A 17,945-nucleotide genomic window follows, 5' to 3' on the forward strand; every position below is an offset into this window, starting at 1 on the left:
ATTCACTAGAATAATTTATCATTCATAAAATCACTAATAAGCTCAGACACTTTATCTGGATGTTCATCAATAACCCAATGTGCGGCTTTATCTATTCAAACCAATGACGAATTTGGAATTGCTTCTTCTAACATTGGTGCATACTTTGGCTTTTGAAATTTGTCTTCTTTACCCCATATTATGAGTGTTTCATGAGGTAAGCTTTTAAGATCGCCTGTAATAGCTTCGGTATATTCTTTATTGAGCCTGCGCATGTTACTAAATAAAGCGGCTTTTCCTTTTTCATTACTCCATGGTGTTAAGTATATTTTCATCAACTCTTCAGTCATTACGTTCGAGTCGTAAACACCTTTGGGCATGAAATCTCTTAATGTATCAACAAATTCATCTACAGATGTTTTTTCTTCTACGCCTGGTTCTAGTAAAGGTTCAAATTCTGGTATTGGCCAAGAATCAAAACATACACTATCAAGTAAAACCAACCCGTTTACTTTATCCGGATGATTTACAGCCATTAATTGAGCAACACCACCACCAATATCATGTGCAGCAATATTAACTTTAGAAATACCGAGCTCTTCTATAAACTTACACATTATTCTACATTGCGCATTTATAGATACATCAGTGTTACTTGGCATATCTGGTGCTATTACCCGATATTTTGATGCAAGTTTGGCATCACATTTCGCCATAAAAATTTATTAGTCGGAATACCGTGTATCAATAATAAAGGTGTACCTTGTCCCATTTCTTGATAAGCAATTTGATGACCTTCTACTGTAACGTACTGTGTTTTGCTCATGCTTGTGCCTCGTTAACTTTAAAAATTATAATATTTCGTGAACTATAAAATTGGAATATAACCTTATAAAGCAAATTCCATCCCAAGATGAGTATTTTTTAGTTATTCAAAAATTATAATAATTTAAAGTCAAACCCAAACCCTTGTAATACTTGGGCTCTAGGCTAAGTAAGTTTATTTGTTTTTTATTATTATAGAGTTTGATAATTGTGATTGTTAAACCACTTTATGAAGTGTGAAGCGTTTGCTCTTAAATATGCAACAATTACAAAAGCGAAGTTGCTACTAATTTGAAGAAATTATTCTTATTAAATAGTTTTTAGTAAGTAATAAGTAATAAGTAATAAACAGCGAACCGCCCTACTATTGCTATTAATCACTTTAAGAAAGATCTAATATTTTCAATTAATACACCTTGCTTAACTGGCTTTAATAACAAACCATTAAACCCAAGCTTTATATATTTATTATTACTATTTTCGTTTTCACTAAATGTATGCGCAATAATTTTCGTTGCTGATGCATCAGCGTGCTTTCTTATTTTTAGCATTGCGTCGGTGCCCGTAAACTGTGGCATGACTATGTCCATTAAAATAATATCGTAAATATTTTGAGAAACCATTAATAGCGCCTCTATTGCACTGGATGCAAAATCTATTAATATGTTTTCTTCTTTAAGCATTTTTCTTATTACAATTTCTATTAGTAAATCATCATCGACTAAAAGCAGTCGTGTAGTTTTATTTATAGGTTTTACTGTATTAAATCCGATAACTTCCATCGTATCTTCAATCGTTTTTTTCATTTTTTACCTCGAATATATTACGCTATATGTAACACCAACCGGCATTAATATTTTATCGTTACATAAAATCTACATTAAGGCGGTTGGTATAGCGGCCTATCTTTTTAAAATACGTGCTATTTGGTTTATTAATATGCCTTGTTTTACAGGTTTTAATAGCATGTCATCAAAGCCCTGGTTTACATATTTAGATTCTGGATCGGGTGTCGATGTATGTGCAATTATTTTAGTTTTAGAATTATCACTGTGTTTTTTAATTTTTAACATAGCATCAGTTCCTGATAATTCTGGCATTACTATGTCCATTAAAATAATGTCGTAACTGTTTTGAGATACCATTAACATTGCTTCTATAGCACTGCGCGCGTAATCTATTTTAATGCTCTCATTTTTTAGCATTGCCCTAATAACAATTTCAACCAGTGGATCGTCATCAACCAGTAATAGCGTGTTTTGTTCTTCATTAGTTAATGGATTAATATTTACTAAATCGGTAGTTATTAATGGACTGTTTAATACTTCTTGTTCATCATCTTTGTTTTGTTTACTCGCTAGGTTTACCAACATAGAAAGTGATATCGTCGTTTTATTTGCATTACTGCTAATAATTATCGCTTTCCCACCAAGCATTTTAAATATCGAGATAAAAAACTTTAACTCTAATGATAAGTCTTTATCATCTATAAAGCGTGTTATATTATCACCCGAAATGCTTTTAAGTTCAGTTATAAAATGGTTAGTGTTGATTAAATTACTTAATGAAAAGTCGAGGTTTAAGTAATTACGAGTACTTTCTTTTTTAATCTGAGCGTCAATTGAAAGCGTTGTATTATTTGATGAATCCAAAACCTCAGTAACTAACTGAATAACCAGTTGAGAAATTAACTTTTCATCGCTTGCTACCGTTAACTCTGATGTAATATTATTTTTCAAAACTATTTTATTATTTTCAGCCTCTTTCGTTAAAATTGACATGTTATTATTGATCAGTTTCTTTAGATTTACGTTTTTGGCTTGAAGCTTTAACTTACCTATCTCTGATTTATTTATATTTACGAGCTGTTGAATCACACTTTCAAGCTGGTCGCACACATCAGAAATATTCCCTACATTGTTTTTAAATTCGTTAAAGCTTATAGGATCTTTTGATATTTCAATTAATGACTTTAAAGATGATAAAGGCGTTTTTAATTGACGGCTAAGCCTTGAAACAAATTTTTCTTTTAATTGATTTGTCTGTTTAGATTTTTCGAGAACATCAGCGAGTAAACATTCTTTTTGATGTGCCTCTGTATCATCTCTAAAGTAGCAAACAAAACCATTAAAATCTGTATGTCTTTGTAATACAGTTATCCACTTCCCGTCTGTAAAACCTATATCTATTAATTGGTTACGATCATCATCAAGCTTATGATGCTCATGGTAATGATTTATAATATTATGCTGTTGCGCAATACTTATCAGCTGGCTATACGATAGCTGACTGTTTTGTTTATTCACCTGTGGAAATAAAAGATTAAATGCATTGTTAGTAATCACAGGAAATTCGTGGCTATTAAAAATAGCAAACCCATGTGGCAATGCATCAAGAGAACTTGAAAATAGCTCTTCCCTATTAAGTATTAACTGATTTTTTTGTTTTATTTCATTGTGTAAACGCCTAGGCAAACGTAAAAAATAGTACACGAATGCGAATACACAAAAGGCGATCAGTCCTAATCTAATTAGGATATATTTAGTTATTTGTGGACGTACTATTTTATTCATTGGTTGCACATGTAAACGCCAAGTAGGTGGAAAACGACTGCTCAAAGCGCTAATACTATTTTTAATTATACTGGGGTTTACTTCTCCTTGTTTTCCTAAAGTAAACTGTGGTGTTGCTATAAAAACGTTATAATTTTCAGTGTTTAATTTGCCAATAACGGCTTTTAAAAACTTACTTAAATCAAATGCTGTAAGTGTATAAATAGAGCCTTGTTTAATTTTTATTTCAGAAATTAAGAAGGCCGTATCTGCAACAGTAAATACTTCTACTGCTTGTTTATTCGCTCTATTATTGAATTTTTCTAACCAGTTTTTAAATCCATACGCGGCTAAATCAAAATTATTTTTTGACCAAAGTGCAAGTTGGTTATACTCAGAATCAAACACAACATACCCTTTATAAGTTAAGCTTTGTGAAACCTGACTCTGTACTAAATCATTAAGCTGCTCTTTTGTATAGCTATTTTGGCTTTGTAAAAAGCCTGCGATAACTAAATCTTTTTGCGATATATATAATCCTTGATTATCAAATCGCTCTAGAGCATTAAATAACGTTTTACGTAATTGCTGAGTTTGTTCATTGTAATTACTTTGCAGCTCCTTTTTTTCTATAGTATAAAGCAGTAATGCAGTGAATGAGCATAATACTAATGCAATTAAGAATGCCACGGGCGCTAAACTAAATACATGAATATACTTTTCCCCATAATTTTTTTCACAGGATTAGTACTTTGATTACTTACTGAATCTGAATTTTTATTTAACTGTGTCTGTAATAATTGAGCAAATGAAATAAACTGATTTTTTTGTGAACCTATTAATGTTTTAGGTGCTAAATCAGCCATCAGCACTACGCCAATGAATTTATTAGTGACACTATAAATTGGATATTGTGCATAAAAACGAATTAATTTGTGCGTGTTGTTTGATACATCATCAAAAAAGGTATCTTCAAATAAATATAGTTTTTCTTGTGTGCAGCGTTGTTGATAGCTTAATAACTCATTTTCGACACTTTCTTTATCGTTGCAGGTTATTAACTGCTCTGAATAAACCTCTCTAAAATCGATAAATTTAACAATTGGAACATCATAAAACTGTTTTAGTAGCGTTAGCGTTTCTTTAATTTCTGTTGATATTTCATCAGTTGGTGTATCTGCTAAATTAGCATGTGAGGTAAATATATTTGAGGCGTTCATTGACGTTCTCCTTCCCCTTTTGGGGGAGTATGTATCCACGTTGTACTGTTTTGGCCGCTATGTACTGGCAGTAAAACTTTAAATGGTGGCGTTAAACTACTAAGAGCAGGTTCGCCTGTGGTGATATTAATTACTTGTTCTGCATTAACTAAATTAAGTGATGTTTTGCAATATGTAATACCTGGCTCAATCCCTATTAAGCTCAGTGTTTCACTAATGATAAGGTTATTTACTAAATCGATACCGACCAGCTCAAATGTGGTTTGCAAAATAGTGAAATGTTTCCGAGCTTTTATCGTCGTACCACACCATCATAGATGTACGGCCCAACTTTTTAGCTAAAATTAGTAGCTCGCGACCATTAACCACGTTCACATCAAGCGTTGTTTCGTGGCCAAGTGCAATACGAGAAATATCACGGGTAAACACAAAGCGAGTATGCGTCCATTTAACTAAGTGCGATACTTTTTGTACCCGCTCACCATTTGCATTTTCTATATAATCTAAATGACTTTCACTGCCCATAGCGGTAAAAGATATTAGTAATAGTATAAAAATAAATTTTAACATAAGCCTTTCCCTCAATTTGCTTACTGTATAGGTAGCAAGTATGAGACCAAGGGTTTTTGTATTTATAATCAGTGGATTAAGATGTATAAACGTGTTTTTTATTATTTTGATTCGCAAATTGCAAATCAACAATTCATGAAGAGGTTAACAAAGAAATAAGAGCAGAGGTGTGTGGCGCAAAGCGAGTGAAAATACGCTTTACGCTAGTTTTAATTAATGCAAAGCGGCTGTAAACGGGATGCTTTCACAGATTTTAGCTTCAGCTATAAGCAGCTCTTCTAGGCGAACATCAACTTCTTCTTTTTCAAAGTATTCGTAAGCTAGTTCTACAAATAGGTTTTTATGTTTTTCTTCTGACTTAGCAATAGCAACATAAAAATCTTTTTCTTTACCCTCAGGAAGTGCTTGTGCAACTAAAGAAAAACGCTCGTGGCCACGTGCTTCAATTACACCGCCAACCAGTAATCGGTCCATTAAAAAACCATCACGACCATGTCTAAACAGTGCACGTATTTGTTTTATGTACGGGTCTTTTTTGTCGTCACCTAAGTTTACATCTCGCTCTAAAAGCAATCTAAGTACTTGTTTAAAGTGTATTAATTCTTCTAGCGCTAAGTCGGTCATAGCTTTTACTAATTTACGTTTGTCTGGATAATGCGAAAGCATAGACATAGCCATACCCGATGCTTTTTTTTCCGCAGCGGCGTGATCTTGTAAAAAAGTATTAAAGTCAGCAAGGACAACTTCGGTCCATTCAAATGGGGTGTGGTATTTTAATTCAAACATGTTCTGTACAACTTAAATAATAATGCGGGGATTTTAACGTATTTGATTTAAAAAATCTTGTAAGGCAGTAATTTATCTATGCGCCCTTTAGCCGTAGACTCAACTTTTAACGGGTGTTTAATATCGTTCCATGCGGTGACTTTTCCGCCCACATTCATTTTTTCAAAATCAGTTTTATCACTTTCTAACCCTAAAAAATTACACAACTTTTTGTAACTATTAGGCTTTGCTATATCAATGGATAAAAAATCGTCGTCACGGTTATTAAAGTACGTTTGAGCATCATTAAAATGTGTATCATAACAGTCTGCTAAGTAACTATCGTCGCTAATATTATCAAGCGAAAGCTCACTAAACGTATTTAAATAACAGCGTTTTATATGAATATTAAAGCCCCCGTCTGCACGGGTTAAATTAGTGTGCATACGCGTTAAAAGCTGTTTTATTGATACAAGCCATGCACTCAATTCGCGCTCTAAATAAATAAACTTAGAGTCTGGGTAATGAATATCAAGTGCTTTAAAGTCGTTAAATATGGGAGTGTCGGCAATCGCGTTAGCATTTTCAAAACAAGCATTAGTATACGCGGTATGCGCCGTTGTAATGCCGAGCTCTAAAAATGCGTGGCACACACTGGTTGTGCCGGTACGCGGTAAACCTATTATAAATATTTTGCTCATTAGCTTTTCTTTAATTAGCCACGTGTTACTAGCAATAAAAAGGCGCTAACAATAATCACCAAAAATGTAGCAATAGTACCAATTTGGCGATATTTCAGACTTTTTTCTACTATGCCTAAATTTTGAAATACACGCCCTATTAATAACGCACCACCTAATATATGGCAGTAATGGCTAGCAAGTCCTTGGTACTCTGCCAAAAAGAGTAAAATTAAAGCAATTGGCACGTATTCCATAAAGTTAGCGTGGGCACGTACAGCACGTTGCAGCGTTGCGTTACCGTTATCACCAAGTGATATCTGCTCAGCGCGGCGCACTTTTATTACGTTAAAGCTCAAATAAATGTAAAAGAAGGCAAGTAATGCAGCATAAGTTGAAATGATCACGGCGTTTTCCTGTTATTTTTATCGCATAAGCATGCGCTTTATTATTGTGGGCGTGATAATAACATATAAATTTGAGCAGCATTATCAGAAGTTTAATAAATGCCTATGCTAAGCTAGGGTATTAAGTAAGTAGAAATTACATAAGGATTTTATGTTTGTACCTCGCAAAGTAGCCGACAGTTACCGTGAAATGATTAACAGTATTGGCTTTTACCCTTCGATGCTTTCAGTGGGCTTTTTAGCATTTGCCATTATTACTATGTCGGTTGAATATTTAGCGCCTATTGAGCAGCTAAAATCGTTTATATCGGTTGTACTTGTTGATAGCGCTGAAAACGCACGTACTATTTTAAGCACCTTAGCGGGGAGTATTATTTCGCTTACCGTGTTTAGTTTTTCAATGGTAATGGTCGTTTTAAATTCGGCCAGTGCGAGTTTATCGCCCCGCGTAGTACCTGGGCTTATTACGCGTAAATCACATCAAATGGTTTTGGGCTTTTATTTAGGCAGCATAATTTACTCAATTATTATGCTTATAAATATTAATAAACTTGAAGGTGGCAGTACGGCTATTCCTTCAATTGGTGTGTTATTCGCACTTGTTTTTGGATTGATTTCATTAGGTTTATTTGTATTTTTTATACATTCAATCTCTCGTGCTATTCAGGTTGATAACGTATTAAATGGCTTGTTTAGCCAAACTAAAAACGAAATTAAAACAATAATACAAAGACAACAAGAGAACCCACTTGAAGACTTTCCAGACTTTAGCAAGTGGCATTCGGTTAGCAGTAAAACGGAAGGGTATTATAAAGGCGTACATATCGATAAGCTGTGTGCCATTTTGGCAGAGCAAGATATAAAGGTGTATATATCTGTAAACCAAGGCTATTTTACAGTTAAAGGTTACCCGTTTTTAAAATGTAATAAAGAGATAGCAAACGATGAAGAGCTGATTAATAAAATTCTCGACTGCTTTATTTTTTATATAGAAGAGTACATTAGCGATCATTACCGTTATGGATTAACGCAAATATCAGAAATTGCAGTTAAGGCAATGAGTCCAGGTATCAACGATCCCGGTACTGCGGTTAAATCAATTGATATGCTGAGTATTTTACTTATTCAACGACTTTCAATTAACGATATTAACTACTCGTTTAAGCACAGTGATAATGCCCCATTGTTGTACCTTCATGAAACAAGCTTTGATGAGTTATTACACGACAACTTTACACCGCTGCGTAATTACGCCAAAGGCGATGCATACGTAATGACAAACGTGCTTGAGGCATTCAAAAATATTTTGTTTGTAGCCCATAAAGATACCGATGCACGAAACAGTTTATTTAATTATTTAAATGCGATTGTTGATGACATAAATGAGCATGTAACTAATGAATACGACAGACGCGAAGTGACTAATATGCTCAACTCTATAGCGCGTATCAGCCAAGAGCAAGGTGAGAAGTTGGTGGCACGTTTTGAGCACCACTAGGGCGTGTTGAATTATTTGGATTGAAATTTGTTCAATCTAGGGGCGATTAAATCGCGGCGCGAGGTTTGTAACCTAGTGGGCTAAGTAAAAACCGAGCAACATAGAGTTAATCGTCCCTAGGAAGAACCTATATTTTAATCTATGTAGTACACAGCATAGCTTGAGGCTGTTACTTTAATCTCTCCAGCATGGTAGGCATCAGGTACATAGTTACTTGGTGCGCTATCAGCCATCATTACTTTTTCTGCGCGCATATAAGGCTGCGACTGCACATTGAGTGGACTTAGTGACGCGCTGTATAATCCTTTTAAATCAACGTCATAATCCTCACTAAACTCTTTTGCAGCATCCCGTGCGTCTTTAATTGCTAACTTTTGCGCTTTTTTATGCAGCTCGTTGTAGTTGCTTGCTAAAAATTGCGTTTGATTAATTTCGTTAATACCGTTGTTAACTAAGCTTTGTAGTAACTCAGGGTATTTATTTATATCGCTGAGTTTTACTGTTAACGTACGAGAAACCTTAAAGCCTTTAAATTCTTGATTACCGGTAGTGCGGTTGTATTGGCTATCACGGTTTATTGAAATTTGCCCTGCGTTTATATCTCCCTCTTTAACACCAATCTCTTTTACGAGCTTAATTGCCTTGGCGATAGTTAAGTCGGTTTTATTTTTAGCAGCAATTAAGTCTTTATCAACTTCGGTAATACCTACACTAAGCTGTACGTAATCTGGCATTGTAGTAAGAGTCGCTTCGCCCTTAACATAAATATGAGGAGCATCGGGAGTCGCTGCCGCAAGTGCATCAAAGCTAAGTACGTTTAAAGCCAGTGCACTACCTAAAACAAGAGTCAGTGTTTTCATTAAGTCGATCCTTTAATTATATAAAAGCAAGTAAACACCGTACGTGGTTAATTAAATATGAACAAGCACAAAAAACAGGCAATTGCCTGTTTTTTGTTAAGCATTGTAACTGTGCCTACAACGTTATTTATTTTTAATTACTTATAAACCTAATTAAACACTACAACGTTTATAGTTACGGTATTTTGGTAACCAGTAATTTTTGTCGATTGCTGCCCATAACGCATCATCCGTAATCTCAAGAGCAACGCCCTCTTCGATTGCCTTTTTAGCGATGGCAAATGCAATACGTTTACTTAGCGTTTCAATTTCAGTCAAGGCTGGTAATAAACTACCTTTACCTGTGTTTGCACGCGGCGACGACTCTGCAAGCATTTCGCTAGATACACTTAACATTGCATCTGTAATGCGTGTCGCTTTAGCGGCAATAACCCCTAAACCAATACCCGGGAAAATATAACTGTTGTTACATTGTGGGATTGGGAACGTTTCGCCATTGTACTCAACAGGATCAAATGGGCTACCTGTGGCAACAAGTGCTTTACCGTCAGTCCACTTAATCACATCAGCAGGATGCGCTTCTACTTGCTTAGATGGATTACTTAATGGGAAAATAATTGGCTGTTCACAACCGGCATGCATAGCGCGTATTACTTGTTCTGTAAATAAGCCAGGTTGACCAGAAACACCAATCAAAATGTCAGGCTCAGCACAGTGCATAACATCCAGAAGTGATGCGTACTCGCCGCTGTACGTCCAATCACTTAACGAGCCTGTAGGTTGTGCAAGTGCTTGTTGGAAATCGCGTAAGCCTTCCATACCCTCACTAAGCAAACCAAAACGGTCAACCATAAATACTTGGCTACGCGCTTGTGCTTCTGAAATACCTTCAAAAACCATTTGGCTAATAATTTGCTCAGCAATACCACAACCAGCAGAGCCTGCACCCACAAAAACTACTTTTTGCTGGCTTAGGGTTGAATTTTTAACACGACACGCAGCAAGTAAAGAACCGACCGTTACAGCCGCAGTACCTTGAATGTCATCGTTAAAGCTACAAATTTCATTGCGGTAGCGCTTAAGTAATGGCATTGCATTTGGCTGTGCAAAATCTTCAAACTGAAGTAATACATTTGGCCAGCGACGTTTAACCGCTTTAATGAATAAATCTAAAAACTCATCATATTCGTCTTGAGCAATTCGCTTATGGCGTGCGCCCATGTACATAGGATCGTTTAAAAGCTTTTCGTTATTAGTACCCACATCGAGCATTACAGGCAATGTGTATGCTGGGCTTATACCACCACACGCTGTGTAAAGTGACAATTTACCAATTGGAATACCCATGCCACCAATACCCTGATCGCCAAGGCCTAAAATACGCTCGCCATCGGTTACAACAATAACTTTTACTTTACCTTTGGTAGCGTTGCGTAAAATGTCGTCAATTTGGTAGCGATCTTCATACGAAATAAATAAACCACGTGCGCTGCGATAAATGTCAGAGAATTTTTCACAAGCATCGCCCACTGTCGGTGTGTAAATGATTGGCATCATTTCTTCAAGGTGGTCACGCACTAAACGGTAGTAAAGTGTTTCGTTGTTATCTTGAATCGCACGTAAGTAAATATGCTTATTAAGGTTGTCGGTAAAGCTAGAATACTGCTGATAACAACGCTCAACTTGCTCTTCTATTGTTTCAAAGCGAGGAGGAAGTAAACCAGCAAGATTGAAATTTTCGCGTTCTTTTTTACTAAAGGCGCTGCCTTTATTTAATAGCGGTGTTTCAATTAGGCCAGGGCCAGAATGATGAATATATAAGTAGTTAGGATCAGTATTAGTTGTCATATTTCCAGGCTTTAACGGAGTCTTAAGTTATGATCTGTCATTATCAGTGTTAGAGGTTTAATTGCAACGACAATTAAGCTAGTCAGACCATTGAGAGAAAATACATGCGGGCTTCACTGCCCGCATGTATATTATACATAATTTAAAATTTGATAGTGGCGCTATTATCAGTTAAATCAGATAACGCAACACCTTCACGGCGCGGATCAGCGCCACCATATAAGGTATTATTTTTAACTTCAACTGCGTGTAAGCCTGAGTTTAAATCAATAATACGTACATTGTGGCCGCGTTTAGTAAGCGCAGGCGCAATGGCTTCAATGGTTGTGCCTTTTTCAAGGCTGGTGTAATCGTTACGATTTGTTGTACGCGGTAAGTTAATGGCGTCTTGCGCTGATAAATTCCAGTCAATAACACCCACAACAACTTGTGCAACGTAATCGATGATACGGCTACCACCAGGTGAGCCTACGATTAAGCGTAAGCTACCATCTTTATTAAATACCATTACCGGTGACATAGAGCTACGCGGGCGTTTACCAGCCTCTACACGGTTTGCTACAAGCTTGCCGTTTTTACGTGGCGATAACGAAAAGTCAGTTAGTTGGTTATTTAAAATAAAGCCATTAACCATAACCGTAGAGCCAAACGCCATTTCAATTGAACTGGTCATCGAAACGGCATTACCTTTACTATCTACAATAGATACATGTGAGGTAGAAGGTAACTCGTATGAATCATCCATTGCATAACTTAAGTACCCTACAGGATTACCTGCTACGGCTTTTTGGTCTGTTTCGGTAATTAATTTAGCGCGTGAGGCAATATAATCTTTGTTTAAGAGCTCTTGTGTAGGTACTTGAGTAAAATCGGGATCGCCCATGTACATATCGCGATCGGCAAATGCAATACGCGAAGCTTGGCTAAAGTAATGAATCGCCTTTTCGCCATTTGGCTTAAGTGCGCTCATATCTTTATGTTCAAGCAAGCCAAGCATTTGCAGTACTGCTACGCCGCCACTACTTGGTGGTGCCATAGAACACACGTTATAAGCACGGTATTGAATACATACCGCATCGCGCTCTTTACTTTTATAATCTGCTAAATCTTGTACGCTTAATTTACCAGGGGCAATTTTAGAGTGTTGTACCGCATTAACCATTTGTTTTGCATTTTCGCCTTTGTAAAATGCATCAATGCCCTGCTTTGCAATGTCTTTGTACAAATCAGCAAGTGGTTGATTCTTTTTAACACTACCCACTTCAATTAATTTACCATTTGGGTAAAAGTATTCGTTAATAATCGGCATACTCAATACACCAGGGTTTAATTGGCGTGCTAATAAGCCATGTAAACGCGGCGAAACTACAAATCCTTGTTCTGCAAGTTCAATAGCCGGTTTAAAAAGCGCTTCCCACGGTAATGTACCGTATTGTTTATGTGCGCTTGCAAAGGCATGTAAAATACCGGGTACACCAACAGAGCGTCCACCTACTACGGCTTCAATCCATTTAACGGCTTTACCGTGTTTATCTAAAAACAGTGTTTCGTCTGCATTTGCAGGTGCAGTTTCGCGGCCATCAAAACTAGTCAATTTATTGTTAGCTTTGTTGTAATACATCATAAATGTACCACCGCCAATACCTGAGGATTGCGGTTCAACTAAAGTAAGCACTAGTTGAGTAGCAATGGCAGCATCTACGGCACTGCCGCCTTTGGCTAAAATTTGTTGACCGGCTCTTGAGGCATATGGATTTGCCGCAGCAACCATGTATTTATCACCTTGCACTACTTTTTTATGGATTAATCCAGTAGCAGCTTCAGGTTCGCGAGTTTCAATTTGAGTTGCTTGCTGTGCAAATGAAGGCAGTGATACTGCGCACAGTCCAATGGCAAATAATGAGTTAAGTTTAAAATGCATAAAAATACTAAAAACACTTAATTACGTAGTTGTATTTGGCATCTTAAAGTTAAACGGGCACAATATGCAAAAATTTTGACTAAAAAAATATAATAAAATGCTTAATTTACCTATTCAACCTCGTTATATATTACCGCCTATTATTCTGCTGCTTTTTAGTACCATTTTTGCTGCATTTGATTTAAATAATTTACTTGAATTTAACCGAAGCCTAATTGATGATGGCGAACTGTGGCGAATCTTTTCAAGCCAATTTGTTCATGCTAGTTGGGCTCATTTGGGATTAAATGCCAGTGGTGTTTTATTAATATGGCTTTTACATGGCGAATACACATCACCTACTCGCTACGCTTTTAATACAACTGCGCTAGCACTGTGGTGTGGACTCGGCGTGTATTGGTTTTGCCCAAGCATACATATTTATACCGGATTAAGTGCCCTACTGCATGGTGTAATTATTTGGGGTGCAGTTAAAGATATAACTGTAGGGCTTAAGTCAGGTTATTTATTATTTATAGGCGTATGGATTAAAATAGGGTTTGAACAATTTAGCGGCCCTAATGCTGATATAGGAAAGCTTATTAACTCCACTGTGGCTATTGATGCACATTTAATTGGTGTTATTGGCGGGACTTTACTTGCAATACCATTGGCTATAGAGCTCTTTAAAAAGAACTTTAAAAAGCAAAAATAAAGTTAGATTGTGTTCAATCCAATAAAAATGCCGCATTAGTTAACTAAACTAATGCGGCATTTTTGTTTTTATACTTTAAGAGTTAAAGATTAAAGTGTTTCTTTAAATAACTTATGAATACGGCGGTATTCGTCTAACCAGCTTGAAGGCTGTACAAAACCATGTGGTTCAACAGGAAATATAGCTGTTTCAAAGTTTTGTTTTTCAAGCTCTATTAAGCGCTGCACTAAACGTACTGAATCTTGAAAAAACACGTTATCGTCAACCATTGGTGAGTTAATTAATAAACGCTTGTTTAAACCCTCAGCATAATAAATTGGGGAGCTGCGCTCATACGCAATCGGGTCAACATCAGGATGGTTTAATATATTAGCCGTGTACCCTGTGTTGTAATGAGCCCAATCGGTAACAGGTCTAAGTGCCGCACCCGATTGAAATAACTCAGGCGCGGTAAACAATGCCATAAAGGTCATAAAACCGCCGTAAGAGCCACCATAAGTACCGACTGCTTTGGTATCAACGTTGGCATTTTGCGCCATCCATTTAACGCCATCGGCTAAATCTTGTGTTTCAGGTGTTCCCATTTGACGATAAATCGCGGTACGCCAATCACGCCCGTAACCTTTAGATGCGCGGTAATCCATATCCATTACTATGTAACCTTCATCAGCGAGCAATGAATGGAACATAAATTCACGAAAATAAACCGAAAAACCCATGTGTGAATTTTGTAAGTAACCCGCGCCGTGGTTAAAAATAACCGCTTTACGATTTTTACCTACTTCACCCTCAACGTAATCAGCTGGGTAGTACACTTTTGCATATATTGGTTGATCAGTATGGCTCGATGGCACAGCAACAATTTTAGGGGCTGTTAGCTTTTTAGCTAAAAACTCATCCGACACAGTATGCGTTAATCGCGTTGCTTTTGTATTGGCTTTAGCATCTGCTACGTAAAGCTCATTAGGCATAGTAATTGTAGAGTGCTTAAGGAGTAACTTGGTTTCATCTGGGCTTAACGTGTAATCAGTCATGCCATTTAAGTCAGTAATTTGCTCGCTATTACCTGTTTGCGGGTTAACGCGGTAAATTTCGTACAGACCTGGGTGTTCAACATTCGCTTTATAATAAATTGCGCTGTCGTCACTTGTAAGCGTTAAGTTAGAAACCTCAAATTGGCCTTGTGTTAGCGCGGTTGCACTACCATTAACTGGTTTTTTATAAAGCTGGCTGTAACCCGACTCTTCCGATAGGTAATAAAGCGTGTTCGAGTTATGTAACCACCCAAAGTCGTTAAACGCATAAGCAATCCATGCGTCGTCATGCAGGCGATGTTGCGACACAAGTTTGTTGTTTTTAAAATCTACAGTAGCAAGCCAACGGTCTTTGTTGTCCCATGCTTCGAGCATGATAGCCACTTGCGAGCCGTCATCGTTCCATACTATTGGGCTTTGCTCAAAACCCCAGTCCATAATAAGGTTAATACCACGAGGTGCCTTTTTGGACTTATATGTTTTACCATCACGTGCATAATTTTCTTTTTTAACTGCGGCTAAAACATCTTCGTCAAAGCCCGGTAAGGTATTAAAGCTAAGTGATGTTTGCTCTTTGTTAGTTAAATTGATGTAGACAAGCTTTGAGGTTTCTTGTTTAGCATCTGCAACACGGCGGCGTGCTTTTTTAGGCTCAATGGTTGCATCATTAGTGATATAATTTGGCATAATATCGCCATCACCACGCCAATCAGTTTGCTTTTGTACAACGACTAATAACGCATCACCATTTGGCGAAAGCTGTGCTTCTGCAACTTTATTACCGTCACCTAAGTAGTAAGCCGTATTAGCAATTGAATCGTTTTGTTCATTAACTTGCTCACTGCGCGCTTGCTTATCTTTTTTATTTTTTTGTTGAAGCGCCACAAATTTAATCAATTTATGCTGCTCTTTAGCAATATACGTGCTGGGCTCTTCAATACCTTTTGGCTCATCAGCAAGTTTTAAGTTAGCAAGCTCGCTCGTTAAGCCTGTTTTTAAATCAACTTTAAAAAACACATTGCCTTGGCGGTAAACTAAATCGCCGTTATTTAAAAATTGTGGTTTAGATTCGCTCGCTGATGTCGCTGTAATTTGCTTAAGTTCACCGGTTTTTAGGTTTTTAACAAACACATTGCCTTTAAACGTGTAGGCCGCCATTGTTTTATTTTTTGAATAAACAGCTTTATTTGAACCCACAGTATGAAGTTTATTAAGTGCTACCTGCTCTGCTGTTTGGCTAGTAACCGATTGGCTAAATAAATCGCGTAGTGTATTACCTTGCTCTTTTTGAGCATAAATAATAGTAGCCGAATCGCTAGCCCAATAAGCGCTCTCTGGCTGATTGCCCATCCAATCCGGATCGGCCATTGCTTGTTCTAGCGTTATTTTTTGTGAGCCGATATCTGCTGGCGTGTTTACAACCGCAGCAACCGATGTTGCTGGTAAAGCACTTTGCTGTGTTGATGAGGTGTTAGCGGTCGCGCTACAACCTGCAAGCATGACACTTGAGGCAACAGCTAAGGCCACTAACGTTTTAGATGAAGAAAAATTAAAAATCATAGTGCTTCTATACGGTTATTATAATTAAGCCGTATTTAAGCAGAAGCACTTAAGTTATTGCAATTTTTTTAGATAAATAGCCATTAAACAGGGTAAAGCTCAGTTTACTAGCGCTTCTCTTGTTAACAGGCGTTATTCAATTACCAAATCAAGCCACACCAGTCGGTGATCGCTCGATGCGTTTCTATCTTTAATTAAGCGATACACACTACTCGTTTTAGTAGGCCAAAACACCCCACCGTCCTTAATTTTTAAGCCATAGTTTGACGGTAAAACGTAATCAACACGGGCTTGCCAATTAGCACTGTAATTTTGTGCATAAGGCACATCATACTGCTCTTTAGCACCTTCACTTTTTGGAACAAAGTGAGCATTTATTAATGGGTTTTTAAGTAATTGGTCGGTGGTATTTGTACGGGCTTTGTCCCCCTCAGGGGCTGCATTTAAATCGCCTAAAATAACAAAACGAGAGTGAACTTTTAAACCGCCCTTTTCGCCTTTATCGTCATAAATATACTTAGCATTTGAAACGTAATCGGCAATTAATCTTACTTCATCGTGGTTACGCTTGCCGTTTCTATCCTCTTCACCGTCAAATACAGGCGGTGTTGGGTGAGATGCAATAACATGAATTGTTTTATCATTAATGCTGATAGGTAAATCCCAAAACGATTTAGAACTGAGCCTAAGTGCTTGCCATTCTTGTGCGTTATACCAGTTTTCACCTGTTTTAGGCATTACAGGCATTTGTGCATTTGGCATGTCTTTATATTTAAAGGTTTGAAGGGTTCTTACTTTATCAAAATTAATTGGGTATTTTGACAAAATAGCCATGCCATAATGCCCTTCAAAAAAGCCAAAGCCTTGTGCATCGCCCATCACGCCATTTTTTTTGCCATCGTTATCTAAATCAAACTCGGTAGCTAGGCCTGTATTTACTGGTGCAATATAAGAGTAAGGGTAGTTAATAGCGGCTTGTTTTTGCTGACCTACATTTAAATAATGCTGATTAAAGTATTCAATGCCTTGCTCTTTTGGGATGTAATCAAATTCGTTAAGTAAAATAATATCAGGGCGAACACGCTGAATAATTTCCGCTATGTTCTTAATTTGCTGGTGGTTAGCTTTAAGTGCATTAACTAAAGCATCACTTTTAACTTGCTCACCTTTAGGCGTGTGATTAGTTGCATCCATACTTACATTAAAAGTTGCAACACGAAGAGATTCCGATGCAAATGTATTTAAGCTAAATAATGCAGTAATGGCTAGCACACCAGATATTGTTTTTAGTTTCATTGTTTTACTTCACAAATTTAAAATTAGACTTTAACAGTATTACATATTCAAAGCCCATTTTTATGACAATCGAGTAGGGTGAGGCTTATGCCTCATCCCTCTCACAGAACCGTACGTACGGACCTCGTATACGGCTCCTGTACCCTTCACATTTTATCAACTTATTTCCTAAACGCTGATAAAGCAAGCCATCCCGTATTCACTTTTTCTATTGGATATAAACCAAGCTCCTCAAA

At 37.0% G+C, this 17,945-nt stretch carries 15 protein-coding genes and 1 pseudogene; 2 read left to right on the forward strand and 14 right to left on the reverse strand.

From position 1 onward, the window contains the following. Positions 1-5: 5 nt before the first annotated feature. The 9 genes and pseudogenes from QL998_RS02025 to QL998_RS02065 form a co-directional block, all read right to left on the reverse strand. Positions 6-805: pseudogene (locus QL998_RS02025) on the reverse strand (alpha/beta hydrolase). Positions 806-1,181: 376 nt separating this feature from the next. Continuing rightward, entirely contained in the window at positions 1,182-1,610 is a 429-nt protein-coding gene (locus QL998_RS02030) for a response regulator (RefSeq protein ID WP_024604388.1), read from the reverse strand. Positions 1,611-1,706: 96 nt separating this feature from the next. Then, entirely contained in the window at positions 1,707-4,046 is a 2,340-nt protein-coding gene (locus tag QL998_RS02035; RefSeq protein ID WP_290192066.1) for a response regulator, read from the reverse strand. A 5-nt stretch (positions 4,047-4,051) separates the two neighbouring features. Continuing rightward, the gene (locus tag QL998_RS02040) at positions 4,052-4,576 is read right to left on the reverse strand and encodes a hypothetical protein (protein WP_029753284.1); all 525 of its coding nucleotides are present in this window, start codon (positions 4,574-4,576) and stop codon (positions 4,052-4,054) included. Further along, a complete protein-coding gene (locus QL998_RS02045; RefSeq protein WP_259365569.1) occupies positions 4,573-4,845 on the reverse strand; it encodes a hypothetical protein in 273 nt (90 codons plus the stop codon). Before QL998_RS02045 ends, QL998_RS02040 begins: the two co-directional genes overlap by 4 nt. Continuing rightward, positions 4,829-5,146, reverse strand: a complete 318-nt coding sequence (locus QL998_RS02050) for a pilus assembly protein N-terminal domain-containing protein (RefSeq protein WP_024596619.1) — start codon at positions 5,144-5,146, stop codon at positions 4,829-4,831. The genes QL998_RS02045 and QL998_RS02050 overlap by 17 nt, the downstream gene beginning before the upstream one ends. A gap of 213 nt (positions 5,147-5,359) precedes the next feature. Beyond that, entirely contained in the window at positions 5,360-5,932 is a 573-nt protein-coding gene (locus QL998_RS02055; RefSeq protein ID WP_024604387.1) for a tRNA-(ms[2]io[6]A)-hydroxylase, read from the reverse strand. Positions 5,933-5,979: 47 nt separating this feature from the next. After that, positions 5,980-6,612, reverse strand: a complete 633-nt coding sequence (locus tag QL998_RS02060) for a sulfotransferase (RefSeq protein WP_290192067.1) — start codon at positions 6,610-6,612, stop codon at positions 5,980-5,982. A 14-nt stretch (positions 6,613-6,626) separates the two neighbouring features. Beyond that, positions 6,627-6,998 (reverse strand): MAPEG family protein, encoded by a 372-nt coding sequence (locus QL998_RS02065; RefSeq protein WP_024604385.1) that lies wholly within the window; start codon positions 6,996-6,998, stop codon positions 6,627-6,629. Positions 6,999-7,149: 151 nt separating this feature from the next. Between QL998_RS02065 and QL998_RS02070 the strand changes: the two genes are divergently transcribed. Further along, entirely contained in the window at positions 7,150-8,496 is a 1,347-nt protein-coding gene (locus tag QL998_RS02070) for a DUF2254 domain-containing protein (protein WP_290192068.1), read from the forward strand. 134 nt (positions 8,497-8,630) lie between these two features. Here QL998_RS02070 and QL998_RS02075 read toward each other — a convergent pair whose 3' ends face one another. From QL998_RS02075 to ggt, 3 genes are all read right to left on the reverse strand, one after another. Then, positions 8,631-9,356 (reverse strand): SIMPL domain-containing protein, encoded by a 726-nt coding sequence (locus QL998_RS02075; RefSeq protein WP_024596616.1) that lies wholly within the window; start codon positions 9,354-9,356, stop codon positions 8,631-8,633. Positions 9,357-9,509: 153 nt separating this feature from the next. Beyond that, positions 9,510-11,204 carry an NAD-dependent malic enzyme gene (locus QL998_RS02080; RefSeq protein ID WP_002962527.1) on the reverse strand — a complete coding sequence of 565 codons (1,695 nt, stop codon included), beginning with the start codon at positions 11,202-11,204 and terminating at the stop codon, positions 9,510-9,512. Positions 11,205-11,346: 142 nt separating this feature from the next. Next, positions 11,347-13,125 (reverse strand): gamma-glutamyltransferase, encoded by a 1,779-nt coding sequence (gene ggt, locus QL998_RS02085; RefSeq protein ID WP_165723467.1) that lies wholly within the window; start codon positions 13,123-13,125, stop codon positions 11,347-11,349. Positions 13,126-13,222: 97 nt separating this feature from the next. Between ggt and rrtA the strand changes: the two genes are divergently transcribed. Beyond that, on the forward strand, positions 13,223-13,819 hold the full coding sequence (rrtA, locus tag QL998_RS02090; RefSeq protein ID WP_024595379.1) for a rhombosortase: 597 nt from the start codon (positions 13,223-13,225) through the stop codon (positions 13,817-13,819). An 89-nt stretch (positions 13,820-13,908) separates the two neighbouring features. Here rrtA and QL998_RS02095 read toward each other — a convergent pair whose 3' ends face one another. Then, positions 13,909-16,413 carry a prolyl oligopeptidase family serine peptidase gene (locus QL998_RS02095; protein WP_290192069.1) on the reverse strand — a complete coding sequence of 835 codons (2,505 nt, stop codon included), beginning with the start codon at positions 16,411-16,413 and terminating at the stop codon, positions 13,909-13,911. A gap of 132 nt (positions 16,414-16,545) precedes the next feature. Further along, positions 16,546-17,709, reverse strand: coding sequence for an endonuclease/exonuclease/phosphatase family protein (locus QL998_RS02100; protein WP_165723469.1), 1,164 nt, complete (start codon positions 17,707-17,709; stop codon positions 16,546-16,548). Between the last annotated feature and the right edge of the window lie 236 nt (positions 17,710-17,945).

The sequence above is a fragment of the Pseudoalteromonas sp. APC 3691 genome, from assembly GCF_030408135.1.
Classification (GTDB): domain Bacteria; phylum Pseudomonadota; class Gammaproteobacteria; order Enterobacterales; family Alteromonadaceae; genus Pseudoalteromonas.